The 24965-nt window shown below is 76.2% G+C and carries 21 protein-coding genes; 10 read left to right on the top strand and 11 right to left on the bottom strand.

The genetic code is table 11. The annotated features are described in order from the left end of the window. Positions 1-46: 46 nt before the first annotated feature. From C8D89_RS22280 to C8D89_RS22260, 5 genes are all read left to right on the top strand, one after another. Entirely contained in the window at positions 47-1255 is a 1209-nt protein-coding gene (locus C8D89_RS22280) for a PucR family transcriptional regulator (RefSeq protein WP_116710336.1), read from the top strand. Between the two features lie 139 nt (positions 1256-1394). Further along, positions 1395-2327, top strand: a complete 933-nt coding sequence (locus C8D89_RS22275) for an ACP S-malonyltransferase (RefSeq protein WP_116710335.1) — start codon at positions 1395-1397, stop codon at positions 2325-2327. Continuing rightward, positions 2324-3304, top strand: coding sequence for a beta-ketoacyl-ACP synthase III (locus C8D89_RS22270; protein WP_279323401.1), 981 nt, complete (start codon positions 2324-2326; stop codon positions 3302-3304). The genes C8D89_RS22275 and C8D89_RS22270 overlap by 4 nt, the downstream gene beginning before the upstream one ends. 87 nt (positions 3305-3391) lie before the next feature. Further along, a complete protein-coding gene (locus tag C8D89_RS22265) occupies positions 3392-3634 on the top strand; it encodes an acyl carrier protein (RefSeq protein WP_116710334.1) in 243 nt (80 codons plus the stop codon). After that, positions 3631-4893, top strand: coding sequence for a beta-ketoacyl-[acyl-carrier-protein] synthase family protein (locus C8D89_RS22260; RefSeq protein ID WP_116710333.1), 1263 nt, complete (start codon positions 3631-3633; stop codon positions 4891-4893). Before C8D89_RS22265 ends, C8D89_RS22260 begins: the two co-directional genes overlap by 4 nt. Before the next feature lie 10 nt (positions 4894-4903). Here the strand turns inward: C8D89_RS22260 and C8D89_RS22255 are convergent, their stop codons facing one another. Then, positions 4904-5509 (bottom strand): hypothetical protein, encoded by a 606-nt coding sequence (locus C8D89_RS22255; protein ID WP_116710332.1) that lies wholly within the window; start codon positions 5507-5509, stop codon positions 4904-4906. Positions 5510-5559: 50 nt separating this feature from the next. Further along, positions 5560-6051, bottom strand: a complete 492-nt coding sequence (locus C8D89_RS22250) for a DUF3145 domain-containing protein (protein ID WP_165825870.1) — start codon at positions 6049-6051, stop codon at positions 5560-5562. A gap of 161 nt (positions 6052-6212) precedes the next feature. On the opposite strand from C8D89_RS22250, the gene C8D89_RS22245 reads away from it, so the two are divergent. After that, positions 6213-7421, top strand: a complete 1209-nt coding sequence (locus tag C8D89_RS22245) for an MFS transporter (RefSeq protein ID WP_116710331.1) — start codon at positions 6213-6215, stop codon at positions 7419-7421. Between the two features lie 747 nt (positions 7422-8168). Next, the gene (locus tag C8D89_RS22240; protein WP_116710330.1) at positions 8169-9458 is read left to right on the top strand and encodes a sensor domain-containing diguanylate cyclase; all 1290 of its coding nucleotides are present in this window, start codon (positions 8169-8171) and stop codon (positions 9456-9458) included. Between the two features lie 6 nt (positions 9459-9464). Here C8D89_RS22240 and C8D89_RS22235 read toward each other — a convergent pair whose 3' ends face one another. Next, a complete protein-coding gene (locus tag C8D89_RS22235; RefSeq protein WP_116710329.1) occupies positions 9465-10667 on the bottom strand; it encodes an acyl-CoA dehydrogenase family protein in 1203 nt (400 codons plus the stop codon). A 4-nt stretch (positions 10668-10671) separates the two neighbouring features. Further along, a complete protein-coding gene (locus C8D89_RS22230; protein WP_116710328.1) occupies positions 10672-11142 on the bottom strand; it encodes an NUDIX hydrolase in 471 nt (156 codons plus the stop codon). A gap of 67 nt (positions 11143-11209) precedes the next feature. Here C8D89_RS22230 and C8D89_RS22225 point away from each other — a divergent pair, with 67 nt between their 5' ends. Next, a complete protein-coding gene (locus tag C8D89_RS22225) occupies positions 11210-12313 on the top strand; it encodes a carboxylate-amine ligase (RefSeq protein ID WP_207787364.1) in 1104 nt (367 codons plus the stop codon). 32 nt (positions 12314-12345) lie between these two features. Here C8D89_RS22225 and C8D89_RS22220 read toward each other — a convergent pair whose 3' ends face one another. Further along, positions 12346-13785, bottom strand: coding sequence for a DUF2867 domain-containing protein (locus C8D89_RS22220; RefSeq protein ID WP_165825869.1), 1440 nt, complete (start codon positions 13783-13785; stop codon positions 12346-12348). A 42-nt stretch (positions 13786-13827) separates the two neighbouring features. Further along, complete coding sequence (locus tag C8D89_RS22215; protein ID WP_116710325.1) at positions 13828-14037, bottom strand: hypothetical protein; 210 nt, start codon at positions 14035-14037, stop codon at positions 13828-13830. A gap of 582 nt (positions 14038-14619) precedes the next feature. Between C8D89_RS22215 and C8D89_RS22210 the strand changes: the two genes are divergently transcribed. After that, positions 14620-14865 (top strand): WhiB family transcriptional regulator, encoded by a 246-nt coding sequence (locus C8D89_RS22210; RefSeq protein WP_116710324.1) that lies wholly within the window; start codon positions 14620-14622, stop codon positions 14863-14865. Positions 14866-14938: 73 nt separating this feature from the next. On the opposite strand, the gene C8D89_RS22205 is transcribed toward C8D89_RS22210, so the two are convergent. The 5 genes from C8D89_RS22205 to C8D89_RS22185 all read right to left on the bottom strand — a co-directional run bounded on the left by C8D89_RS22205 (position 14939) and on the right by C8D89_RS22185 (position 23023). Further along, a complete protein-coding gene (locus C8D89_RS22205; RefSeq protein WP_116710323.1) occupies positions 14939-15862 on the bottom strand; it encodes a DUF2188 domain-containing protein in 924 nt (307 codons plus the stop codon). Positions 15863-15966: 104 nt separating this feature from the next. Continuing rightward, entirely contained in the window at positions 15967-20733 is a 4767-nt protein-coding gene (locus C8D89_RS30475; RefSeq protein WP_116710322.1) for a cation-translocating P-type ATPase, read from the bottom strand. Between the two features lie 133 nt (positions 20734-20866). After that, positions 20867-22189, bottom strand: a complete 1323-nt coding sequence (locus C8D89_RS22195) for an FAD-dependent monooxygenase (protein WP_165825868.1) — start codon at positions 22187-22189, stop codon at positions 20867-20869. A gap of 151 nt (positions 22190-22340) precedes the next feature. Continuing rightward, positions 22341-22538: a hypothetical protein gene (locus C8D89_RS22190; RefSeq protein WP_116710320.1), complete on the bottom strand. Its 198-nt coding sequence runs from the start codon at positions 22536-22538 to the stop codon at positions 22341-22343. After that, positions 22535-23023, bottom strand: a complete 489-nt coding sequence (locus tag C8D89_RS22185) for a helix-turn-helix domain-containing protein (protein ID WP_116710319.1) — start codon at positions 23021-23023, stop codon at positions 22535-22537. The genes C8D89_RS22190 and C8D89_RS22185 overlap by 4 nt, the downstream gene beginning before the upstream one ends. 257 nt (positions 23024-23280) lie before the next feature. Between C8D89_RS22185 and C8D89_RS22180 the strand changes: the two genes are divergently transcribed. Continuing rightward, a partial coding sequence (locus C8D89_RS22180; protein WP_133252020.1) for a serine/threonine-protein kinase occupies positions 23281-24965 on the top strand: 1685 nt, incomplete at its 3' end.

Here is a 24965-nt window from a genome sequence, read left to right as displayed (position 1 = left end):
CTCCCCTCATGGGTCGAGCTCTGCTGCGCTCCGTCTCCCGCGGTCCATGACGGGCGTCGCGGCGGTGGGGTCCGCGGGGCCGGGCCGGCGCGGTAGCGGCGCCGTGCGCGCCGCCACCCTGCGCCGCCTGGAGCGCGCGTCCGGGGACGTCGCCGCGGCCGGGGTGGCGGCGATGGCCGAGCGCCTGCCGTGGTTCGCCCGGCTGACCGCGGAGCAGCGCAGCGGGGTCCTGCTCGTCACCCAGACCGGCGCCGCCAACTTCGTCGCCTGGCTGCGCGACCCCGACGCCACCCCGCGCCTGACCGCCGAGGCGTTCCGCAGCGCCCCGCTCGACCTCGCCCGGCGGGTCACGCTGCGCCAGACCGTCGAGCTCGTGCGCATCGCCATCGCGGTGTTCGAGGAGCACATCCCGCCGCTGGGTGCCGACGACGCCGAGCGCGGCGCCCTGGTGCACGCGGTGCTGCGCTTCGGGCGCGAGGTGGCGTTCTCCGCGGCCACCGTCTACGCCAGCGCCGCCGAGGCCCGTGGCGCGTGGGACGCGCGGCTCGAGGCGCTCGTGGTGGACGCCGTGGTGCGCGGCGAGGCCGAGGAGACGCTGCTGTCGCGGGCGTCGGCGCTGGGCTGGGACCCGGCGGCCGAGGCGACGGTGCTCGTGGGCGACCCGCCCGCGGAGGAGCCGCCCGACCCCCTGCACGCGGTGCGCCGGGTGGCGAACCGCGCCGGGGCGACGGTGCTGCTGGGGACGCACGGCGCCCGGGTCGTCATGATTGCCGGGCCGGGCGCCCCGCTGGAGGACCTGTCGGCGTCGTTCGGGCCCGGGCCGGTGGTCGCCGGGCCCACGGTGTCGGGCCTGACCGACGCCCACCGCAGCGCGGCCCGGGCGCTCGCCGGACACCGCGCCGTGCGGGCGTGGCCCGGCGCCCCGCGCCCGGTGGCCGCCGACGACCTGCTGCCCGAGCGGGTGCTCGACGGCGACGCCGAGGCCGTCGCGCAGCTGCGCCGCGAGGTCGCCGCCCCGTTGCGCGAGGCGGGCGCCGAGCTCGCGGCCACCGTGGAGTGCTACCTCGACGTCGCCGGCGTGCTCGAGGCCGCGGCCCGCCGCCTGTACGTCCACCCCAACACGGTGCGCTACCGGCTGCGCCGGGTGTCGGAGGTCACGGGGCTCCATCCCGGCGAGGCACGGGGCGCGCTGGTGCTGCGGCTGGCGCTCAGCCTCGACCGTCTGCACGACCCCACCGGCCCCGCAGCGCCCTGACCAGGGACGACCGACATCCAGACCGGACAGCCGGCGGGTGTGTGACGGGGCGCATTGTGGGAACTCCACAAGCGCGACGGACCCGACTTCGTCGCCCCGATGCCTTCGGCCCGACGTCGCGCCGTGATGAGGTGGCTCCGTGATCGCGATCCTCGCCCCCGGTCAGGGCGCCCAGAAGCCGGGCATGCTCGCTCCGTGGCTCGACCGTCCGGAGGCCCGCGGGCGCCTCGAGGCGTTCTCGGACGCCGCCGGGCTCGACCTCGTCCACCTCGGCGCCGAGGCCGACGCCGCGGCCATCGAGGACACCGCGGTGACCCAGCCGCTGCTCGTCGCCTCGGCCCTGCTGGCCTGGGACCAGCTCCGCCTCGAGGTCACCGTCCCCGACGACGCCGTGGTCGCGGGGCACTCCGTGGGCGAGCTCGCCGCCGCCGCGATCGCCGAGGTCATCGACGCCGAGCAGGCCGTGGCGCTGGCCGCCGTCCGCGGCCGGGAGATGGCCGCCGCCTGCGCGCAGGAGCCGACGACGATGGCCGCGGTCCTCGGTGGCGACGCGGACGCCGTGCTCGCCCGGCTCGCCGAGCTCGACCTCGAGCCCGCCAACCGCAACGGCTCCGGTCAGATCGTCGCCGCCGGGCGCGCCGAGGCCGTCGACGAGCTCGTCGCCGAGCCACCCGAGGGGGCGCGGGTCCGCCCCCTCTCGGTCGCGGGCGCGTTCCACACCCGCTTCATGGAGCCCGCCGAGAAGGCGCTCGGTGCGTGGGTGAGCGAGCACCGCGACGAGCTCGCCCCCGCCGACCCGTCGCTGACGCTGGTCCAGAACGCCGACGGCGCCGTCGTCACCGACGGCGGGGAGCTGCTCGACCGTCTCGTCGCCCAGGTGACCCGCTCGGTGCGGTGGGACGCCTGCATGGACACGTTGCGCGATCGGGGGGTCGACGCCGCCATCGAGCTGACGCCGGCCGGCACGCTCACCGGGATGGTCAAGCGTGCCCTCAAGGGCACCGCTACCCACAACGTCAACACCCCGGACGACCTGCGGAAGGTCGTCGAGGAGATCGGGGGCGGCGCGTGAGGCTCCAGCTCACCCCGCAGGCCGCCGGCGCGCGCATCCTCGGGCTCGGCAGCATGCAGCCCGACCGCGTCGTCACCAACCACGACCTCGAGAAGATCGTGGAGACCAACGACGAGTGGATCCAGAGCCGCGTCGGCATCGTCGAGCGCCGCTTCGCCGCGGAGAAGGACTCGGTGGTCTCGATGGGCGTCGAGGCCGGGTCGAAGGCCCTGGCCGACGCCGGCCTCTCCCCCACCGACCTCGATGCGGTGATCGTCGCGACCTGCACCATGCTGAAGCCGATCCCCAACGCCGCCGCCCAGACCGCGGACCGCATCGGGGTCAACGGCATCGGCGCGATGGACCTCAACACCGCCTGCGCCGGCTTCTGCTACGGCACGGGACTCGCCGGCGACATGATCCGCTCGGGCACGGCGAAGCACGTCCTGGTCATCGGGTCGGAGAAGCTCTCCGACTGGCTCGACATGAACGACCGCTCGACCTGCATCATCTTCGCCGACGGCGCGGGTGCGGCCGTGGTCGGTCCGGCGGCCACCGAGGAGGAGGTCGGCGTCGGGCCCGTCATCTGGGGCGCGGCCGGCGATCTCGTCTCGACCATCCACATCGACGAGACCGACGCGCTGCGCCAGGAGGGCCAGGCGGTGTTCCGCTGGGCCACCACGAAGATCGCGCCGGTCGCCCTGCGCGCGGTGGAGGCCGCGGGGCTGTCGCCGTCGGACATCGACGTGCTGGTGCCCCACCAGGCCAACCTGCGCATCGTCGAGGCGATCGCCAAACGCCTGCGCCAGAGCGGGGGCCGCGACGACCTGCGCGTCGCCGACGACATCCAGTACTCCGGCAACACCTCGTCGGCCTCGATCCCGATGGCGATCGACCACATGCGGGGTGCCGGGCGCGTGAAGTCCGGCGACGTCGCGCTGCTGGTCGGCTTCGGCGCCGGCCTGTCGTACGCGGCACAGGTCGTGGTCCTGCCGTGACCGTCCTGCCGTGACCGTCCTGCCCTGACCTGTCCTACGGTGCGCAACCGCGCACCACGAACCGTCGAGACACGAGAAAGGGAGCCCGTGGCGACCAACGAAGAGATCCTGCCCGACCTGGCGAGCATCGTGGAGGAGGTCGCCGGCGTCGACGCCGCCGAGGTCACCTCCGAGAAGTCGTTCGTCGACGACCTCGACATCGACTCCCTGTCGATGGTCGAGATCGCCGTCCAGGCCGAGGACAAGTTCGGCGTCAAGATCCCCGACGACGAGCTGGCCAAGCTCACCACCGTCCAGGACGCCGTCGACTACATCTCGAACCACTCGTGAGCGCCACCGGCCAGGGGGTCGTCGTCACCGGTATGGGAGCGACGACCCCGCTCGGCGGCGACGTGGCGACCACCTGGGACGGCCTCCTGGCCGGTCGCAGCGGCGTCCGCCCCATCGAGGAGGAATGGGTCGACCGGTTCGAGCTGCCGGTGAAGATCGCCTCGCAGCTCGCCACCGAGCCGGCCGACGTCATCAAGCGCGTCGAGGCCCGCCGTCTCGACCGCAGCGAGCAGACCGCGATCATCGCCGCTCGCGAGGCGTGGGCTCACGCCGACCTCGGCGACTACCCGTCGCTGGAGGACGGCTCACCCAAGGTCGACGCGCTGCGCCTCGCGGTGATCGTCGGCACCGGCATCGGCGGAGCGTTGACGCTGCTGGGCCAGGACGACCTGCTCGAGCAGCAGGGCCTGCGCAAGGTCGCGGTCCTGACCATCCCGATGCTGATGCCGAACGGGCCCGCGGCGCACGTGGGGCTCGAGTTCGGCGCGGCCGCGGGCGTCCACGCGCCGGTGTCGGCCTGCGCGTCCGGCGCCGAGGCCCTCGCGTGGGGCTGGCGTATGCTCCAGGCCAACGAGGTGGACGTCGTCGTCGCCGGCGGCACCGAGGCGTGTATCGCGCCGATCACCCTGGCGGGCTTCAGCCAGGCCCGGACCATGGCGCTGCGCAACGACGAGCCCGAGCGCGCGTCGCGGCCGTTCGACACCGGCCGCAACGGCTTCGTGCTCGGCGAGGGCGCGGGCATGGTGGTGCTCGAGCGCGAGGAGTTCGCGCAGGCCCGCGGGGCCACCGTGCACGGGCGCCTCGCCGGCATCGGCACCAGCGCCGACGCGTACCACATCACCGCGCCCGACCCCGAGGGGACGGGCCAGTCCCGCGCCGTCGCGGCCGCCCTGCGCACGGCGGGCCTCGACCCCGCCGACGTGGGCCACGTGAACTGCCACGCGACGGCCACCAACGTCGGCGACGTGGCCGAGACGGTCGCGGTGAAGAAGGCGATCGGCGACCACCCGGTGCTCACCGCGCCCAAGGGCTCGCTGGGCCACCTCCTCGGCGCGGCCGGTGCGGTCGAGGCGATCGCGACGATCCTCTCGGTGCGCGAGGGCCTCGTGCCGCCGACCGCGAACCTCGAGGAGCTCGACCCGGACGTCACCCTCGACGTCGTGTCCGGCGAGGCCCGCAAGATGACGCTCGACGCCGCGATCAGCGACTCGTTCGGCTTCGGCGGCCACAACGTCTGCCTCGCGTTCACCCCGGCCTGAGGACGAGCGCTCAGCAGGGTGTCCGGAGCTGGCTCCCGGGCCTCGGGTCGACGAGACGGGGCTCGTCGCCGGTCTGGGTGACGACGGCGCTGACCTGCCAGCACAGGCGCGGGACGCGCACGTCCGCCGGAGCGACCGCCGGGTCCTGGGTGGTCACGTAGCCCAGCGGGACGACGAGCTCGCCCCCGGCCACCGGGTCGATCCGCCGGACGACCACCGAGCCGACGCGCTGCGTGCGCGCCGTCTCGGTGAAGACCGTCGGGTCGATGCGGGCACCGGGCGCGAGCGTGGCGCGGTAGGCCGCGACGTCGCCGGCGTTGCGGGCGTCGACCCAGCGCTGGAGGAGGTCGCGGACGGCGGCCGAGCGCGGGTGCGCCACGGCGGAGGGCGAGAGCGTGACCGTCGGGGGGCCGGCGGACCCGTCGGCGGGCAGCTCGGCGCCCACGAGGACAGGACCGGTGTCGCCGACCGCGGCCCGCCCCACCTCGGCCGCCCGCGTCCCCAGGAGGACGCCGGCCACCACGAGCACGACGAGCAGCACGACGAGGGCGGTGGGCACGACGATCGTCGGCCGCGGCCGGTCGCGCCAGTCGCCGTCACGCAACCGACCGAGCATGCCCTCCAGCGTGCCAGCCCTCCCCGACGTCCCCCGGTCGGCGGGAGCGGTCAACCGACCTGGTGCAGCCGCGCCGGCGCGGCGCCGTCGCCGGCGAAGCGGAACTCCTCGAGCGCGTCGTCCCAGCGGGTGCCGAGCAGGTCGTCGAGGCGCCGGGTCAGCGACTCCCGGCTGGACGCGCCGGCCAGCGCCGCGCGCACCTGGTCCTCGCCGAGCACGATGTCGCCGTTCGCGCTGGTCCGCCCGTGCCACAGGCCCAGGCCCGGGACGTGGCTGAAGCGCTCGCCGTCGGTGCCCGCCGAGGGGTCCTCGGTGACCTCGAAGCGCACCATGCTCCAGGCGCGCAGAGCGGTCGCCAAACGGGCCGCGGTGCCCGCGGGTCCGACCCACGTGCACTCGGCACGTACCGATCCCGGTGCCGCGTCCTGTGCGGACCAGTCCAGTACGACACGGGCGTCGAGGACGCCCGCGATCGCCCACTCGACGTGCGGGCTGACCGCAGACGGCGACGAGTGGACGTAGACCACGCCACGGGTGCTCACTGCTGACCTCCGGCTCGACGAGAAGCGCCTTCCCCAACGTCCTCGTCACCGACGGCCCAGCGGATCACACCGCGGTGGAGTGTGCACCGTGAGGCGGGTGTGGCGCCAGTGCCCCCGAATCCCGGGCGTGTCGCGCGTCGTGCACGTAGAGTCGTCGGACCGTGACCGACGAGCACCGGCCGGACGCCGGCGGTGCGCGCTTCGTCGACGTCCTCGCCGACGCCCAGTTCCGGGCGCTCTGGGTCGCGCAGCTGCTCTCGGTGCTCGGCGACCAGGTGGCCCGCGTGGCGCTCGCGTTCCTCGTCTTCACCGAGACCGCGTCGGCCGGGCTGACCGCGCTGACCTACGCGCTGACCTTCCTGCCCGACCTCGTCGCCGGCCCCCTGCTCTCGGGCATCGCCGACCGGGCGCCGCGCCGGGCCACGATGGTGGTGACCGACCTCCTGCGCGCCGGCCTGCTCGCGCTCATGGCCGTGCCCGGGATGCCGTTCTGGGGCCTCTGCGTCCTCGTCGTCGCGGGACAGCTGCTCGCGGCCCCGTTCGCGGCGGCGCGGGCGGCGATCCTGCCGCACGTCCTGCACGGCGAGCGCTACGTCGTCGCCTCGGCGGTGTCGGGCACGACGTACCAGAGCGGGCAGGTGCTGGGCTTCGCGCTCGGCGGGCCGCTGGTCGCGCTGGTCGGGGTGCCGGTCGCGCTGCTGGCCGACGCCGCGACGTTCGTGCTCTCGGCGGCGATCCTGCAGTTCGGGGTGGTCGAGCAGCGGGTGAGCGCCGCGCCGGAGGTCCGCGCGGGGGCGGGGCTGCGTGACGGCGCCCGCATCGTCGTGAGCGACCGGCGCCTGCGGGCGCTCGTCGCCCTGGCCTGCGTGTCGGCGTTCGTGGTGACGATCGAGGGCCTCGCGGCGCCGTACGCGGCGGCGCTGGGTGGCGGGCCGGTCGCCGTGGGCCTCCTGCTGGCCGCGAACCCGCTCGGGGCGGCGCTGGGCATCGTCGTGCTCGCCCGCCTCGTGCCACCCGCGCGGCGCGACCGCCTGCTCGGCCCCCTGGCGGTGGCCTCCTGCGTGCCGCTGGTGGCCTCGGCGCTCGATCCCCCACTGGCCGGCCTGATCGCGCTGTGGGTCGCCTCGGGGCTGGCGTGTGCCTACCAGGTGCCCGCCAATGCGGCCTTCGTCGCCGCCGTGCCGGATGCCCACCGCGGGCAGGCCTTCGGCCTCGCGGTCACCGCCCTGCGCGTCACCCAGGGCGTGGGCGTGCTCCTCGCCGGCCTGCTGGCCGAACGCACGGGACCGGCGACCGCGGTGGCGATCGCCGGCGTCGTCGGGGTGGTCGTCGCCGTCGCCTGCGCGGCGGCGTGGAGCCGCGCGCGCTGACGAGGAGCCGCCGCCTGCCGTGGGGACGCGCACGCTGACGTAGGGCGCGAGCGAGGGGCGCCTTCGCTGCGTGGGGAGCAGCGGAGGCGCCCCTCGGCCCTCGGATCAGCGCGCGTCAGTGCCAGTTGGAGTCGCGGTGCCAGTTCGAGTCGGCGTAGTGCCAGTTGGAGTCGCGGTGCCGGTTCAAGTCGGCCACGGGAGATCCTTTCGAGAGGATTCGGCATCGGTCGGGTCGGGTGGGCCCCGAGATCACGGTCGTGGGCCAACGCACACGGTGCGTGGCGGATCTCGCGTCCCCGGGGCGTGCACCCGGCCGACGTTCTCCGCGCTGACGGAGAGCGACGGCACTGTCACATCCGGACGCACGCCTCGGCACATCCGCCCTTGAATGCTCGCCAATGGAGCTTTGTGTGACCAGACGGCGACTGGGCGTCAACCATGGGAGTGATTGCTGCTCAACGGGTGATGCGCGCTGCCGAGATCCGATGTCTCTCGGTACCGTGTTCCGCAGGCAGGATCGGCCCGCCGCCGGCCCTGCTGACCTGGAGGAGGTCACTCATCGTGACGGCGAGCGAACCCGGACGGGGTCCCGGCGACCCCCGCTCCGCTCTCGCTCCCGCGTCCGGAGCAGCCCCCTCCAAACGATCGGTACGTCGCGTGAGCACCGCGTCCGCGACGTCCCCGAAGTCCGATTCCCTGCGCCCGGTGCGTCTGGCACGCCGAGCCCGGCCCGACCGACCCGCTGGTGTGGCGGAGGTCACGGAGCCGCCGGTCCGCCGGTTCGACCCGCGGCGGCTCGACCCCCGCCGGTGGAGCCTGTGGCAGGCACCGCGGCGGGTCGTCGTCGCCGTCCTCGTCGTCGACGTGCTCGCGGTGGTCCTGTCGGTCGCCGTCTCGGGGCTCCAGCCGATCGGCGCCGCCGACTGGCGCACTCTCGGGCTGCTCGCGCTGGGCCTGGTCGTCCACGTCGAGATCGCCCGCGGCATCGAGCGGCGACGCGAGGTCGCGGCCGAGGGCCAGCCCTACATCGAGCTGAAATCGGTCTGGAGCTTCGCAGGGCTCTTCCTGCTGCCGCTCGGCCTGGCCCTGGTCCTCGTCGTGCTCACGTTCGCCTACTGGTGGGCGAGGGTCAGCCAACGCCCGGTGCCGCACCGGTGGACGTACTCCGCGGCGACGGTGCTCCTCGCGTCGACCGCGGCGTGGGGTGTGCTCTCGCTGGTGCCGGGCGATCTGCTGGCCAAGGTCTCCGGTCCGCTCGGGCTCCTCGTGCTCGTGGCCGCGGGCCTGACGCGGTGGACGGTCAACCACGGCCTCGTGGTGTTCATGATCTGCCTCAGCGCGCCCGGCACGCCGTGGTGGAAGCGCCTGGGGTCGCCCACCGACACCCTCATCGGCCTCGGGGCGCTCGCCCTCGGCGCCGCGCTGGCCGTCGTGGCGCTGACGGCGCCGTGGCTGTTGCCGGTGCTGCTGGTGCCCGTGATGGGCATGCACCGGGGCTTCCTGCTCCAGCAGTTCGCCCGCGCCGCGCGCACCGACCCGAAGACGGGCCTCGCGAACGCCACGGCCTGGCGCGACCAGGCCGACCGCGAGCTCGCGCGCCTGCGCCGGCGCGGCGGCGAGATGGGCGTGATCATGGTCGACCTCGACGCCTTCAAGGCGATCAACGACCGCCACGGCCACCTCGTCGGCGACGCCGTGCTGCGCGCCGTGGCCGACACCCTGCGCTCGGAGGTCCGGCCCTACGACGCCGTCGGGCGCTTCGGCGGCGAGGAGTTCGTGGTGCTGCTCGCCGAGGCCGACCCCGACCAGGTCGGACGCACCGCCGAGCGCCTCCGGCGGCGCATCAGCGAGTGCGAGGTGGCCATCTCGACGGAGCTCGGCGGCGGCACCGTCGCCGGCCTCACCGCCTCGATCGGCACCGCGTCGTACCCGCAGAGCTCGCAGGACCTCGACGGCCTCATGGTGAGCGCCGACGCGGCGCTGTACGCCGCCAAGCACGGGGGCCGCAACCGCGTGGAGTGCGCGCCCCCGGAGTGAGGACGGCTACCGGAACGCCGGAATCCCCGTGACGGCCTGCCCGATCGACAGGGCGTGCATCTCCTCGGTGCCCTCGTAGGTCAGCACGGTCTCGAGGTTGGTCATGTGCCGGAACACGGGGTACTCGAGGGTGATCCCGTTGCCGCCCAGCACGGTGCGCGCGGTGCGGGCGACGTCGAGCGCGGCGCGGACGTTCGCCATCTTCCCGAGGCTGACCTGGGCGGGGTGCAGCTGCTCGGCGTCCTTGAGCCGGCCGATCCGCGCGGCGGTCAGCGCGGCCTGGTTCACCGCGACGACCATGTCGGCGAGCTTGCGCTGTGTCAGCTGGAACCCGGCGATCGGCTGCCCGAACTGCTCGCGGTCGCATGCGTACGCCAGCGCCGACTCGTAGCAGGTCCGCGCCGCCCCCACCGCGCCCCAGAGGATGCCGTAGCGGGCCTCGTTGAGGCACGAGAGCGGTCCCTTGAGCCCGCGCACCTCGGGGAACGCCGCGTCGGCGGGCAGGCGCACGCCCTCGAGGACGAGCTCGGCGGTCAGCGACGCCCGCAATGACAGCTTGTGCTTGACCTCGTTGGCGGCGAAGCCCGGGGTGTCCGTGGGCACGACGAAGCCGCGAATGCCCTTGCTCCCGGCGTCCGGATCGGTCTGCGCCCACACCACCGCCACGTCGGCGAGGGTGCCGTTGGTGATCCACATCTTGGACCCGTCGAGCACCCAGTCCGCGTCCTCGCCGGACCCGTCGCGCCGCGCGCGGGTACGCATCGACCCCGGGTCGGAGCCCGCGTCGGCCTCGGTGAGCCCGAAGCAGCCGAGCGCCTCGCCGGTGGCCATCCGCGGCAGCCACTGCTGCTTGTGCTCCTCGGAACCCCAGCGGTGGATCGCGAACATCGCCAGCGACCCCTGCACGGAGACGAACGAGCGCAGCCCCGAGTCGACGGCCTCGAGCTCGCGGCAGGCCAGCCCGTAGCTCGTGGCGTTGGTGCCGGCGCAGCCGTAGCCCTCGAGGTGCATGCCGAGCAGGCCCAGCGCGCCGAGCCCCTTGGCGATGTCCCGCGGGAGGGTGTTCGACTCGTACCACTCGGCGATCCGCGGGCTGAGCTCGGCGGCCGCGTAGTCGCGGACCGCGTCGCGGATGTCGCGCTCCTCCGCGCTCAGGTCGGCGTCGACGGCGAGGAAGTCGGACGGGTCCGGCAGGGCAGGTCCAGGCATGGCCTCACGGTAGGCGCTCGGGCGCCTCCCGACCTGTCCAGAAGGCCGCGAACCCCGGGTGCAGCGGCAGCTCCGCGACCTCGCCCACCGGCGTCCAGCGCAGCTCGGTGGCCTCGCCGTCGGTGGGCTCGAGGAACGGCGCCCGTGCGGTGTCCAGCCGGGCGTGCACGGTGACGTAGGACCAGCCGCCGTGGTCGTCGACGGTGTCGCCGGTCACCCGGACCCGCTCCGGGTCGATCCCGGTCTCCTCGACGGCCTCGCGCAGCGCGGCCTCGCGGGCGGTCTCGTCGCTGTCCCGCGCGCCGCCCGGGATGCCCCACGTGCCCCCGTGGTGGCTCCACCAGACGCGGTGTGCGAGCAGCACGCATTCGTCCCCGCCGTCCTCGGCGTGGCGCAGCAGGAGCCCCGCCGCGCCGAACCGCCCCCAGTGCCGGTGCCCGGCGTCGCAGACCACCCAGCCGTCGCCGTCACCCACGACGGATCACACTAAGCGGACCCGGCCCCGACGGCGATCGCGGCGGCCGGAACGGGAACATCGCAGCATGACTGGAGTGCCCCCGTTCGGGGCCGAGGAAGAACTGCTGCTCGTCGACCCCGTGAGCGGGGCACCGCGCGGCCGGGCCGGTGCGGTGCGCGACGAGGCGGACGGCGAGCTCGACGGCGAGATGCGCACCGAGCAGGTGGAGACGGCCACCGCGCCGCACGCCGACGCGGCCGCGCTGGCCGCCGACCTGCGCCGCCGCCGTCGGGAGGCCCGCGAGGCCGCCCGGGCGGCCGGGGTGGACGTGGCGGGGCTGGCGACCTCGCCGGTCGCGCCGGACGAGGGCGCCGAGCCGGCCGCGGTGCCCGACGGGCGCTACGGGCGCATCGCGGAGCGCTTCGGCGCGATCGCCACCGCGCAGCTGACCAGCGGCCAGCACGTGCACGTCGAGGTCGGCTCCCTCGAGGAGGGCGTCGGGGTGCTGGACCACATCGGCGTCTGGCTGCCGGTGCTGCGCGCGCTGGCGGCCAACTCGCCGTGCTGGCGGGGCCGGGACACGAGCTACGCCAGCTACCGCACGATCGTCTGGTCGCGCTGGCCGTCGGCGGGGCCCACGCGCGTGTTCGGGTCGCTCGCCGCCTACGACGCGGCCGTCGCGGCGATGCTGTCGACGGACACGCTGCTCGACGAGGCGATGGTCTACTTCGACGCGCGCCTCTCCCGCGAGCTGGGCACCGTCGAGGTGCGGGTCACCGACGTGGCGCTCGAGATCGACGACGCGGTGCTCGTGGCGGTGCTCGCCCGGGCGCTGGTCACCACGGCGGCGCGGGACTGGCGCGACGGCGTGGCCCCGCGCGACGAACCCGTCGAGGCGCTGCGCCTGGCGCACTGGCGGGCGGCGCGCTGGGGGCTCACCGGTGAGCTCGTGGACCCGCGCACGGGCAAGCCGGCGCCGGCCGAGGAGGTCCTGAACGCGTTGCAGGACCACGTGGCGGGTGCGCTGGCCGACGCCGGGGACGCGGACCTCGCGGCCGCGGGCTGCGCCCGGCTGCTGGCCTCGGGCACGGGCTCGGTGCGCCAGCGCGCCGCGGTCGAGGCGGCCGGCGGGGACCCCGCCGCCGCCGTCCACGACGCCCGCGAGCGGTTCCTGCCCGCCCCCATGTGAGCGAGGTTCACGGCTCTGGCCGTGAACCTCGCTCACGTGGCGGCGGCGGTGATCCCCCGGGCCATGGCCCCGAAGACGGCGGACGCGGTGGCGCGCAGGGTGCGGCCGTAGGCGACGCCGGCGAGGCCCGCGGCGGCGAAGCGCACGTCGAGGTGCAGGTGCGAGCCGCGACCCGAGACGTCGGGGGCGACGCGCAGTGAGAGCCACAGCCGCCCGGGCTGGCGCAGCTCGGAGCGCAGGCGCAGCGACGCGCCCGGTTCCACCGCCTCGACGCACCACGAGTCGACGACGTCGCCGGCCTGCAGGGGCCGGCCCTGCGGGCGCCCGCGGTAGGCCCCGACCCCGCCGAGCAGCTGGTCGGCCCAGCCGCGCACCGTCCAGGTGCCCGGCGGGGTGTACCAGCCGGCGTCCCCGCCGAGCCCGTCCACGACGGCCCACAGCGCGTCGGCGCCCGCGGGGCACGGCTCGACGGTGCTCCACGCGTACACCGCGCCCCCGGAACCCTCGGGGTCGCTGGGGACCGCCAGCGCGGGGTCATCGGGTGCCTCCCCCGCCCCGCCGTCGCGGGACGCACCCAGCGCCGCGCGCACCGCGTCGTCGAAGGTCGTGCGCCCGCCCGGCGGCGGGCCGATCACCGTGAGCACGTCCTCCTCGCCGCACACGAGCTCGTGCGACAACGACTCGATCAGCGGGGTGACGAGCTGCCGCGACAACGGCGTGAGCGCCTCGACCACCCGGCCCGCGAGCGCCGGCGCCCCGGGCGGCACGGGCACCGGGACGGCGGCGCCCTGCGGCAGCCCGGCCAGGCGCAGGTAGCGACGGACGAGCTCCAGGTAGCTCAGGACGTCCGGCCCGCCGATGTCGAAGCGGCGGTCGACGTCCGCGGGCAGGTCGAGCGCGCCGACGAGATGGTGCAGGACGTCGGCGATCGCGATCGGCTGCGTGCGGTGCGCGAGCCACGGCACCGCCGGCAGGACGGGGACGCGCTCGGCGAGGTAGCGGATCATCTCGAAGCTCGCCGAGCCCGAGCCGACGACGATCGACGCCTCGAGCGCGGCGGTCGGGACCGGGCCGTCGAGGAAGACGTCGGCGACCTCGGCCCGGGACGACAGGTGCCGCGAGGCCGTGCCCGCCCGCGGCCGGAGCCCGCCGAGGTAGACGATCCGCCGGACCCCCGCCGCGGCGGCCGCGGCGCTCACCGCGCGGGCCGCGGCCCGGTCGCGCGCGGGGAAGTCGGGCCGCTCGAGGGCGTGGGCGAGATGCACCACGGCGTCGGCACCGGCCACGAGCGCGGCGATCGCCGCGGGATCGCCCAGGTCGCCGGGCACGACGTCGACGCGCTCGGCCCAGCCGGTGGCGGCGAGCTTGTGCGGGCTGCGCACGAGGACGGCGACGTCGTGGCCCTCGGCGAGCAACCGGGCGACCAGGCGCACGCCGACGTAGCCGGTCCCGCCGATCACCGCGCAGCGCACCACGCCATCCTCGCGATCGACCGCGCCCGGCGGCACCCCCGCCTAGCCGACGGTGGGCTTGCCCGGCCGATCGGCGGCGCGCTGGTCGACGAACAGCCCGCCGTCGCGCTTGGACACGAGGACCAGCTGGTAGAGGGCGAAGGCCAGCAGGATCCCGCCGATGATGCCCCAGCCGAGGACGAGGGCGACGAGGCCGCCGGTGGCCACGGCCCAGATGACGAAGTCCCGGGCCGTGCGCCGGGTGCGCTTCATGCTCCGGCCTCCCTCACTGCCGTCCCGCCGGCCGCCACCCGGTCGTGGGTCGCCCGATGGTGGCACACGGCCCGTCAGGGGGCCACGGCGTCGCGGCGGTCGAGGCGCAGCGGGGTCCTCGTCACCCGTGCGGCGCAGCACGTGAACCGAGCGTGAGATGCTCGAGTGAGCGACGACACAGCGGTTCGCCGGGGTGGCGCGGATCAAATGCGTTTGCCGTACGCGTTGTGGGGCTAGACCATGGTGGTTCGGCAGTCGCGGGGTGCCCGCACGCCCGGATCCTGTTCCGCGATCACGGTGTCGCGGACCACGGGAACCGGCGGGGTGGCCCCGACGTCATACCGAGTACACCCAGGTGCTCCGGGCTCCGGGGCGCGGGCCCACACCTGGGCCGCCCCGAAGGCCGTCACGCCCGACCCCGGAAACGATCCGACGCCCGGCAGCACGACACCGTGCCGCGGGGGCCGTCGTGGGGTGCGCTCGCGCGCCCCACGTCGGGCCCGGCGGCACCTGCCCGGTCCCGCCCGCTCCGCGGGGCCCGGGTGGCCACAGACCACCGACGAGCGAGATGGGACGCAGGACATGGACTGGGAGCTCGCGGCCTGCCGCGACCACGACCCCGAACTCTTCTTCCCCGTGACCAGCCTGGGTCCGGGGTCCGCGCAGCTCGCAGCGGCCAAGGCCGTCTGCGCGAGCTGCCCGATCCAGCGCGGCTGCCTGCAGTGGGCCATGGACACCGGCCAGGAGGCCGGCGTCTGGGGTGGCACCAGCGAGGACGACCGCCGCGCGATGCGCCGCGCGTCGCGCGTGGGCACCGCCGCAGCCTGAGCCCCGGGCAGACACACGACGGGCCCGTCCCCCTCGGGGGGACGGGCCCGTCGTCGTATCGCCGTCGTGCGGGTCAGCGGCGGCCGGTGACCTTGCGCGCCGCGAACTGCAGCACCTGCCCGCCGGTGGAGATCACGGCGCCGGCCACGCTGAAGCCGGTCTTCACCGCGATCGCGGCGGCGTTGCCGACGATGCGCACGGGGTTGTAGCCCGGGGCGTTGTCGCGCACCTGCTCGGCCGCGTGGCGCACCTGACGGTCGACCTGCTGGGCCGCCGCCTCGGCGGACTGCCCGACGCGCCGCGCGCCCTCGTCGCCGGCCTGGTCGAGCTCGGAGGCCACGCCCGAGGACACCGTCGCCGCGCGGTCGCCCGCACCGGCCACCTTCTGGCCCGCCTCGTCCGCACGCGCCGCGGCCTCGGACTCGGCGTGCTGGGCCACGCGTGCCGCGTCCTTGGCGACGCGCTCGCCGGCCCGCGAGGTCGTGGTGGCGACCTGCTCGCCGCTGGTCTGCGCGATCGTCGAGGCGTCCTTCGCGGCCGCCTGCACCGACTTCTCCCCCGACGCGGCCTTCGCGGCCTCGTCGGCGACGCCGGACGCGCCGGCCTCGGCCTGCGAGGCGGCCTTCTTGCCCGAGGCCTGCACGCGGTCGGCGTCCTTCTGCGCGGTGGCCTTCGCGTCCGCGCCGACCTTCTTGGCGCTGCTCGAGGCCTTGTCCGTCGCCGACTCGCCCTTCGCGCGGGCGCCCTCGGCGTTGGCCTTGGCCGTCGCCTTCGCGGCCTCGCCGGTCGCGTTGTCCTCGGCGGCCACGGTGTGGGTGTCGCGCACCTTGCCGTCGGTGCCATGGACGACGACCTTGCCGCCGCCGTCCTTCTTCACGATCTCGGTCGCCCGCTCGACGGCCTCGGCCTGCGTGGCCGCCTTGGCGCTGGCGCGCTGGGCGCCCTTCTTCTGCACCTGCCAGCCGTCCTCGGTGGGGACGACGTACCGGTCGGCCATGACGGTCTCAACTCCTGTTCGACGATTCCTCTGACGAGTTTGATGCCCACGCCGCGACCTGCACAAACGCGTCGGTAACCGGCGTCGCACTCACCCGTTCGGCACTATGCGTTGAGCGCCGCGGCCGCCCGGTCCTGAAGGTCGACGTACCGCCGGGTGGCCTCCTCACGGACCTCTTCCAGCCGCGCGAGCCACTCGGCCTGCGGCGAGCCCTCGGGCACGAGGACCGGCCCGTAGCGGCGCACGAGCTCCGGCCCGACCACCGACGCGGCGGTGGCCACCGTCGCCGACCCGGCCGCCTGCGCCCACCCGATCGGCCCCAGCGGCACGCAGCCGAAGAAATGGCTCACCCCCGGTGTCTGCACCACCGCGACCAGCGCGCCCGCGGACACCACGCTCGCCCCGATGACGAGCGGGCTGCGCGCACCGCCCGCGACGATGGTCTGCCCGAGCTGGGTGCCGACGAGCGCGGTGAGCGCCACGGTGCGGGCGCGCGCCGCGCTGCCGTACGGCGTGGCCTGCGCCTGGAACCACGCCAGGCTCGCCCCGCCCGCGGTGGCCATCGCCCGCAGGCCGATCTCGCGGTTGAGCGCCTCGCCCAGCGACGCGTCCGGCCCCTCGGCCAGCAGCGAGGCCGCCGACCCGGGCTCCGGTGCGCGCACCGCCAGCGCCAGCGAGGGCACGAGGTCGGTGAGCAGGTTGACCAGCAGCAGCTGGCGGGCGTTGAGCGGCGAGGTGCCCGCGGTGCTGGCGCCGAGCACGGTGAACGCGATCTCGCCGAGGTTGCCGCCGACGAGCACGCCGAGCGCCTCCCGCACCGACGCCCACATCGCCCGGCCCTCGACCAGCGCCGCGAGGATCGTCTCGAGGCGGTCGTCGGTGATGACGAGGTCCGCGGCGGCCCGGGCGGCCGGGGTGCCGCGGCGGCCGAGCGCGATGCCGACGTCGGCCAGGCGGATCGCCGGCGCGTCGTTGGCGCCGTCGCCGGTCATGGCCACGGTGCGGCCGAGGCGCTGGAACGCCTGCACGATCCGCACCTTGTGCGACGGGGTGCCGCGGGCGACCACGCGGACCCGGGGCAGCAGCTCGTCGAGCCCGTCGTCGTCGAGGGCGTCGAGCTCGGCCCCGGTGACGACGACGCCGCCGTTTCCGTTCCCCGTCGCTCCGCTCGCCCCGCCGTTCCCCGTCGCTCCGCTCGCCCCGCCGTTCCCCGTCGCTCCGCTCGCCCCGCCGTTCCCCGTCGCTCCGCTCGCCCCGCCGAGGACGTCCAGCTCCTCGGCCACGGCCTCGGCGGTGCTCGGGTGGTCGCCGGTGATCATGACGACCTGCACGCCCGCGTCCCGCAGGTCGCGCACCGAGGCCTCGGCACCGGCGCGCACCGGGTCGGTGAAGCCGACGAAGCCCGTGAACTCGAGGTCGGCGACGTCGGCGTCGTCGAGCGCCTCGCCGTTCGACGGTTCGTCCCCGCCGTCGCCGTCGCGCTCGGCCACGCGGGCCGCGTGCTGGTCGGCGGTCAGCACCCGCTCGGCGACCGCGAGCACGCGCATGCCCTGCCCGGCGAGCAGCTCGGTGTGCTCGACCAGACGCTGGCGCGCCTCGTCGTCGAGAGGGGTGCCCGCCCAGGTCGTGGCGCGGGCGATGACGACCTCGGGCGCGCCCTTGACCGAGATCAGCCGGTACGGGCCGTCGTCCTCACCGGCGTCCTTCGGCGGGTCCACCTCTCCGAGCGTCGCGTGGTAGCCGCGCGACGGGTCGAAGTCCAGCGAGGCGACCGGCCACCAGCCCGGGCGCTTGTGGGCCGGGTCCACGTCGAACTGCTGGCCGCCGGAGACCACGGCGCGGTCGGTGAGGTGCGCGAGCCGCTCCCCCGGCGCCGGGCGCGGGGTGGCCCGCAGCGCGGCGGCGAGGACCCGGCGCTGTCGCTTGCGCAGCCGGTCGGTGGGCCGCAGCTTGATGCCGTCGGAGATCGCCGAGAGCGCCAGGCGGCCCTCGGTCAGCGTGCCGGTCTTGTCGAAGCACAGGACGTCGGTGCGCCCGACCGCCTCGATCGTCTTGGGGTTGCGCACCAGCGCGCCCTCGGCCGACAACCGCCGCGCGGAGGCGAGCTGGGCGGCCGAGACCACGAACGGCAGGCCCTCGGGGACGCTGGCCACGGCCAGGCCGACCCCGGAGTGCAGGTTCTGCTGGAACGGCAGGCCCCGCAGCGCGCCGGCCGCCACGACGGCGCCCGCCGAGGCGATCGCCAGCGGCGTGGTGACGCGGGTGAGGCCGGCGAGGCGCTCGTCGACGCCGGCGACGGGGGCGCTGGCCTTCGCCGCGGCGGTCGAGCGGCCGACCTCGGTGTTCGAGCCCGTGGCGACGACGACGGCGCGCCCGCGGCCGGTGGCCACCGTGCTGCCCTCGTAGACCATCGAGCGGCGGTCGGCGACGGTGCGTGCGATCACCGGGACCGGGCTCTTGGGCACCGGCAGCGACTCGCCGGTCAGCGACGACTCGTCGACCTCGAGGGCGTCGGCGTCGAGCACGCGGCAGTCGGCGGGGACGACGTCGTCGGGGCCGAGCTCGATGACGTCGCCGACGACGACCTCGTCGGCGCCCAGCCCGCGCGGCGCGCCGTCGCGCAGCACGCGGGCGCGCAGCGCGGAGCGCTCCAGCAGCCCGGCCACCGCGCGGTCGGTGAGGACCCGCTGGACGCCGCCGATCAGCGCCGACGCAGCCGTGACGCCGACGACGATCGCGGCGTCGACGACGGCGCCGATGGCCGCCGAGAGCACCGCGCCGCCGGCGAGCACCGGGGTCAGCGGGTTGTTGAGCTCGTCGAGGAACGCGCGCCCGAGCGATGTCTGGGTCTCGGCCGCGGCCGGGTCGTCGCGGTGGCGGCGCTGCGCCTCGGTGGTGCTCAGGCCGTCCTCGCCGACGTCGAGGCGCGCGAGGACGGTGGACGCCGGCATGACGTGCCACGGGGTGCGGCTCACACCCGGCACGACGACGCGGCGCCCGAGCTCCGAGGCCGACCACGCACCGTTGCCCAGCGACACCGCGGCGGCGCCGTTGACGGCGAGGCCGGCGAGCCCCGGGGCGCGCGGCGTCGTGCCGGCGGTGGCCATGATCGCGCCGAGCACGGTGCCCGCGCGGGCGAGGTTCACCGAGCGGCTCGACACCCCCCGCGCGACCTTGACGCCCTCGATCACCAACGCGGCCGTGCCCAGGTCGTCGCCGACGAGCACGTGCGCGCCCCACGGCGCGGCGCCGTCGGGACGCGAGACGCCCACGCCGAGGTCGGCGGCGGCCAGGGCGCGCCGGTCGCGGGAGACGACGAGGACGCCGGCACCGGCGGCCTGCAGGTCCCGGACCGAGGTGCGCAGCGCCTCGCCGCCGGGCACCGCGCGGTCCGCGAGCCCGGCGCCGGTGGCCTCCGAGGTGCCGAGCACCAGGCTCAACCCCGCGCGGCGGGCGGCCGCGGCCAGCGCCTCGGCGGCCGACGCGGGCTCGGGCAGCACGCCGACGACCGCGGCCAGGCGCTCGTCGCGGCGCAGGCCCAGCACGAGCGTGGCGCCGTCGGCACGCAACGCCTCGCCGGCCTCCAGCGCGCGCGGGTCGTCGCCGCCCGGGACGTCCTCGAGCACCGCGAGCAGCCAGTGCTCGCCCGCGTCGGTGACCCGGTGCGGTGCGGTGGCGTCGGCCGGGTCGAACAGCTCGTGCACGCGGGGCACGAGCTCGTCGAGCGGGTCGGCGACACCGCCGGGGCCGGGCAGCGCGAGCAGATCGCCGAGCATCGGCACGCCGGTGGTGAGCGCCTCGGCGTCGAGGACCACGGTGTCGACGCGGTCCAGCCGGCGCAGCGCGGAGGGCTCGAGCACGACCGCGCCACGCCGGGCGAGGACGCGCCCGAACGTGGTCGCGAAGCCCTCGCGGCCCAGCCGGCCGGCCTTCGGCAGCGTCGAGAGGGCCACGCCGGCGGCCTTGCGCGCGTCGCCGCCGGTGGCCGCGGCGGTGGCCGCGAACCCGCCCGCGGCGGCCGTGCCGACGAGGTCGCCGTGGCGCTCGACGGGGCCGAGCGGCAGCGGGACGGGGCGGGGCTCGGCGAGGTCGTCGTCGGCCGGCGCGGCGGCGTGTTCGGCGGTCTCGAGCAGGCGCGGTTCGGCGTCGGACCAGGTGCCGAGGCGCGCGCGGGCCTCGGCGAGCTGCATCGCGCGGTAGGCGGTGTCGACCAGCAGGCCCGTGGTGCCCTGCCCCATCGCCTGCGCGGCGGCGTTGGCGAGCGCGAGCAGGACGTTGGCACGGTCCTCGCCGAGGGCGCGCTCGACGGCCTCGCGCAGCCGCGGCTGGTGGTCGACGAACGTGGCGGCCGAGGCGATCTCGCCCGGCAGCGGGGTGCGGCGCAGCACGCGTCCGAGGGCCGCCACGCCGAGGCCCGCGAGGTCGGCGGCCAGCGCGACGAACGCCTGCTGGGCGGCGCCGGCGGAGGCGGAGCCCGGGTCCGGCCAGTGCTCGTCCTGGGCGTGCTCACGCTCCTCGAGGATCTCGACGAGGTCGACCAGGTCGTCGACGACCTCCACGTCGGGCAGCCCGGGCGCCGCGCCCTCGGCCACCATCCCGACGACCACCGCGCCGAGCGTCGCGTTCACGGTGGCCCACTCGACGTCCGGGTGCGCGGCCAGCGCCTTCTCGACCGCGCGGGCCAGCTCTCCCCCCGACTCGGAGGTCACGGCGGGGACGCCGATCTGCACCCGGCCGGCACCGCGCCACACCCGGCGGCCGCGGTGACGGAACGGATCGACGCGGTCGAGCACGCCACCGGCGATCCCGAACGGGTCGACCACACGCGCGAGGAGGCCGCGCTGCGGGCGGGGGGCGGGGTGGGAGGCCATGAGGGAGGCTGACGTCCTCTCGTCGACGGGGCCGCGGGATGCCCGGGGCGCAGCGGTGTCGACGCCTCCGGGGTGGACGGTAGCGCCCGTGCACGCCCGGTCGGCGCAGCGCCGGGCACCGGCGAGCGTCAGCTTACGGGCGGCCCAGCGCCGGACGTCGGAGTGAACGCGACCCGGACGTGGCGGTCGGGTGAACGCCACTCCGTCCGGGTGGTGTGCGTCGCCCGGTCGGGGAGCCGCCTGGACCGCTCGGACCCGCCGCGCGGCTCGCGAGGGCCTGCAGCAGCCGTCCCGCCGGCCGCCACGACGCGACCCCCAGGGCCGCACGGCGCACGGCGGCGACCACCCGGTTGCCGGGCAGGAAGAAGTGGCGCGAGCGCCGCGCGGCGGACCCGGCCGCGAGCGCCGCGGGCCGGTGCGCGTCCTCCCACGCCGCGAGGCCCGCCTCGGGGTCGTCGGGGTGCGCGGCGAGGTGCGTGCCGAGGGTCTCCCCGCCGACCAGCGCCAGCGCCGAGCCCTGCCCGGAGTAGAGCGTCGGGCACCAGGCCGCGTCGCCGACCAGCACCACGCGTCCCCGCCGCCACGAGCCGAGGCGGATCTGGGCGACCGTGTCGACGTGGGTGGTACCGGCCTCCTCGACGCCGTCGAGGATCTCGGGCATCAGACCGGCGAAGTCGCCGTAGACCCGGCGCAGGGCGCCCACCGGATCCGCGGCCGCCCGGGCGGCCGCGGCGCCCCCCGTGGCCCCCAGGAGCTCGGCGCGGAAGGTGAAGAAGACCACCGGGTCGTGGCCCTCGACGGCCATGAGGTGGGCGGTGCGCCCGACCTCGGCCGGGACGACGTAGTCGCCCTCGCACAACGCGCCCGGCAACCGCGGGAGCACCGCGGAGATCACGACGTGGTCGAACTCGTGGCGGAACATCGCGTCGGGGCCGAACACCATCGTGCGCACCGCGGAGCGCACCCCGTCGGCGCCGACGACGAGGTCGAACCGCTCGACGGTGCTGCCGTCGGGACCGTCGAGCACGACGTCGACGGCGTGGCGGCGCAGGTCGACCCGGCGCGGCGTGGTGCCGAACCGCACCACGACCTCCGCGGGGCGCGCGTTCCACAGCGCGGCCTCGAGGTCGCCGCGGACCAGGGCCAGCGCCCGCGGGTCGTCGGCGAGCGAGGCGTCGACCCGCGAGACGGTCCGCCCGCGGGCGTCGACCCCGGTGATCACGCCGTCGGCCGGCAGGCGGGTGCGCAGCGCGTGGGAGACGCCGAGACGGTCGGCCGCGGCGAGCCCCTCGGGGGCCAGACGGACGAAGTAGCCGCCGGTGCGTCGCGACGCGGCCCGCTCGCAGACCTCCACCGCCCACCCGGCCCGGTGCAGCGAGGTCGCGGCGGCGAGCCCCGCGACCCCGGCCCCGACGACGAGTGCGCGCGGCCGTCGGTCACGCGCGGTGGGGTCCACGTCCTCCGAGGATAGGCGCCGCCGCGCGGTTCGTCCGTTCGTGCGCCGGTGGCCTGGACCTCTTCCCCGACCTCGCCCGGACCTCCGCACGACCACGGCCCCGCCACCCGGGTGGGGTGACGGGGCCGTGGGTGGCGGGCGACGCGCGGGATCAGACCCGCGGGGGCTCCCAGCGGTGGTAGTGGGCGCACTCGCACTGCGCGCAGTGGTCACCGACGTAGTAGTGCTCGTGCGACTCGCGGGGGTGCTTGCACGTGCACAGGTCGACGAGCGGGACCCGGGCCAGGGACGGCGGGAGGGGCGCGCGGAGGACGGGACGGTGGGATCGGCGGTGGTCGATGAGCTTCATGTCGAAGGAGTCCGTTGAGGTGTCGGCAGCGGCGGTCGAAGAGCGGTCGTGGGCACTTCGTGCCCGCGCACGTGGTGGACGCGCGCGGGGGGCCCGTGCCGAGCGGTGTGCTCGCCCCGGGCCGCGGCGAGCTCGCGCCGGATCCGGTGGAGTTCTCCGCGGGCCCGGTCGAGCTCGTCGTGGGCCTGGTCGCGCTCGCGCGTGACCAGGGCCACCTCGTCCTGCAGGGACACGACCATCGCGGCCGCGGTGAGGGTGAGCCCCTCGTCGAACAGCACGCGGATCCGGGCGGCGAGGGCCAGCTGCCGGCGCGACCAGCGCCGGTGCCCGCCCGCCGATCGCACCGGGCGGACCATCCGACCCGCGTCGAGACTCCGGAGGAACGCCGGCTGCACCCCGAGGAGCTCCGCCGCCTGACCGGTGGTCAGGGCGGGGGTGTCCTCCTCGTCGAGGCTCTCGGCGCCCACGGCTTCCGTCGCGTCCATGCGTTCGTGCTCTGCGTGCACCCACCCCGCGTGAGCAGGGCGGATGCGCTGAATTTCTACTCGCGACTGCAACTTCTGTCAACGCTGCCAGGACACGGCGCGTGACGTCACCCGGACGGGGAGTGCGGGTCGGTGGCGACCGGCCGAAGTGATGCGTGCCATCACCCGAATTCGTGGAGTCGGTATGTCGATGTGCCCCGATCCGGGTACCGGGGGTGAGAAGATGACGTCCCTGGAGCGCGGAGGGAGGCGAGCTCATGGCGGAGCCCGACCCGTCCTGCTCGTCCGCGCCCGGCCCGTTGCCCGAGCGCCTCGGGCAGCGTTTCACCCTGGGCGAGCTGATCGGACGCGGCACGTGCTCCGAGGTCTACCGGGCGCACGACCTGCTGCTCGACCGCGACGCCGCTGTGAAGATCTTCCCCGTGGCCCACGACCCGCGCATCGAGCGCGAGGTCGCGCTGACGGCCTCGCTCGACCACCCGAGCCTGGTGCCCGTCTACGACGTCGGCGAGGTCGGTGGCCGGGCCTTCCTGGTGATGTCGCTGCTCGAGGGCGGCAACCTGGTCGACCGGCTGGCCGACGGCCCGCTCGGGGTCACCGAGACGCTGCTCGCGGTGGCGGCGGTCGCCGACGCGCTCGCCCACGTGCACCGCGCCGGCGTGCTGCACCGCGACGTCACGCCGCGCAACGTGCTCTTCGACGCCGACGGCCGCGCCCACCTCTCCGACTTCGGCGTCGCCCTCGTGGCGGACGCGCCCCGCATCACCGACACCGGCATCGTCGTCGGGTCGGCGCCCTACCTGGCTCCCGAGCAGGTCCGCGGCGATGTCGTCGGCCCGCCCGCCGACGTCTACGCCCTCGGCCTGGTGATGATCGAGGCGCTCACCGCCCGTCCCGCGTACGACGGGACGCCGCTGGTCGCCGCCCGCGCCCGCCTCGAACGCAGGCCCGACATGCCCGCGGGGCTCGACGCCGAGGTCGTCGCGCTCCTCGAGGCCATGACGGCCGACGACCCGGACGCCCGCCCCACCGCCGACGAGGTGTGCATGGGCCTGCGCCGTGCCGCGCTGGCCGCCGAGACCGTGACGCCGCTCGACACCGTCGTGCCGGTCGTGGGTACGGGTCTGGCCTGCGCCGTGCCCGAGCCGACCACCGACGCCTTCGCGACCTCCCCAGCACCGGAGCCGCCCGTCGCGGCGGGCACCGTCGGCGCCGCCGCGGTCGGTCTGCCCTCCCCCGCGACGAGGACCCCGGGCGCGCCGGCCGCCGTCCCGCCCGCCGTGGACGAGACCCCGCAGCCCGCACGCCGCCCACGTGCCGCCGAGGCCGGGAGCCTCGCGGTCGCCGCGTCGATCGTCGCGGCGGTCCTGCTCGCCGGCGGCGTGGTCGTGGCCTCGGCGTGGACCGTCGACAGCGTGTCGGCGAGCGCCCCGCCGGCCGCGACGCTCGCGCCGCCCACGGCGGAGGAGGCGGTCGACCCGGGTGTCGGGGCGACGGCCGGGTCCGGCACCGCGGGCGCCTCCGGCGAGAACACGACGGGCGAGGACACGAGCGGCGAGGACCGCACCGTCTCCCGCGACGACGCGGACGCCTGGCCGGTCGCCTCGCGTGTCGAGCCCGCCGCCCCGTCCGAGGACGCACCGAGCCGGGCGCCGACCACGTCGGCGCCGAGCACGGACGGCTCCACCACGACGGCCCCGTCCTCGACGCGGCCGTCGTCCACCCCGCCGTCCTCCACCCCGCCCCCGAGTTCGACCACCCCGCCCGGCACCACCTCGCCCACCCAGCTGCCGGACGTGCCGGTGCCGTCGCTGCCCTCGCTCCCGCTCCCCACCCCCACGTCGCAGACCCCGGACACCTCGGAGACCACGCCGACCTCCGCGACCACGCCGACCTCCGCGACCACGCCGACCTCCGCGACCACGCCGACCGCCGCGCCCCC

This window comes from Actinomycetospora cinnamomea (assembly GCF_003096675.1).
GTDB classification, from domain to species: Bacteria; Actinomycetota; Actinomycetes; order Mycobacteriales; family Pseudonocardiaceae; genus Actinomycetospora; species Actinomycetospora cinnamomea.
Note: the sequence above shows the minus strand (reverse complement) of the source record. Positions and strands in the feature narration are given on the sequence as shown.

What these genes read in the sequence shown, in the direction of transcription:
- C8D89_RS22280 (WP_116710336.1), top strand. Translation starts at nt 47, where the DNA reads ATGACGGGCGTCGCGGCGGTGGGGTCCGCGGGGCCGGGCCGGCGCGGT.
- C8D89_RS22255 (WP_116710332.1), bottom strand. Translation starts at nt 5,509, where the DNA reads ATGCTCGGTCGGTTGCGTGACGGCGACTGGCGCGACCGGCCGCGGCCG.
- C8D89_RS22235 (WP_116710329.1), bottom strand. Translation starts at nt 10,667, where the DNA reads ATGCCTGGACCTGCCCTGCCGGACCCGTCCGACTTCCTCGCCGTCGAC.
- C8D89_RS22225 (WP_207787364.1), top strand. Translation starts at nt 11,210, where the DNA reads ATGACTGGAGTGCCCCCGTTCGGGGCCGAGGAAGAACTGCTGCTCGTC.
- C8D89_RS22215 (WP_116710325.1), bottom strand. Translation starts at nt 14,037, where the DNA reads ATGAAGCGCACCCGGCGCACGGCCCGGGACTTCGTCATCTGGGCCGTG.
- C8D89_RS22210 (WP_116710324.1), top strand. Translation starts at nt 14,620, where the DNA reads ATGGACTGGGAGCTCGCGGCCTGCCGCGACCACGACCCCGAACTCTTC.
- C8D89_RS22205 (WP_116710323.1), bottom strand. Translation starts at nt 15,862, where the DNA reads ATGGCCGACCGGTACGTCGTCCCCACCGAGGACGGCTGGCAGGTGCAG.
- C8D89_RS30475 (WP_116710322.1), bottom strand. Translation starts at nt 20,733, where the DNA reads ATGGCCTCCCACCCCGCCCCCCGCCCGCAGCGCGGCCTCCTCGCGCGT.
- C8D89_RS22190 (WP_116710320.1), bottom strand. Translation starts at nt 22,538, where the DNA reads ATGAAGCTCATCGACCACCGCCGATCCCACCGTCCCGTCCTCCGCGCG.
- C8D89_RS22185 (WP_116710319.1), bottom strand. Translation starts at nt 23,023, where the DNA reads ATGGACGCGACGGAAGCCGTGGGCGCCGAGAGCCTCGACGAGGAGGAC.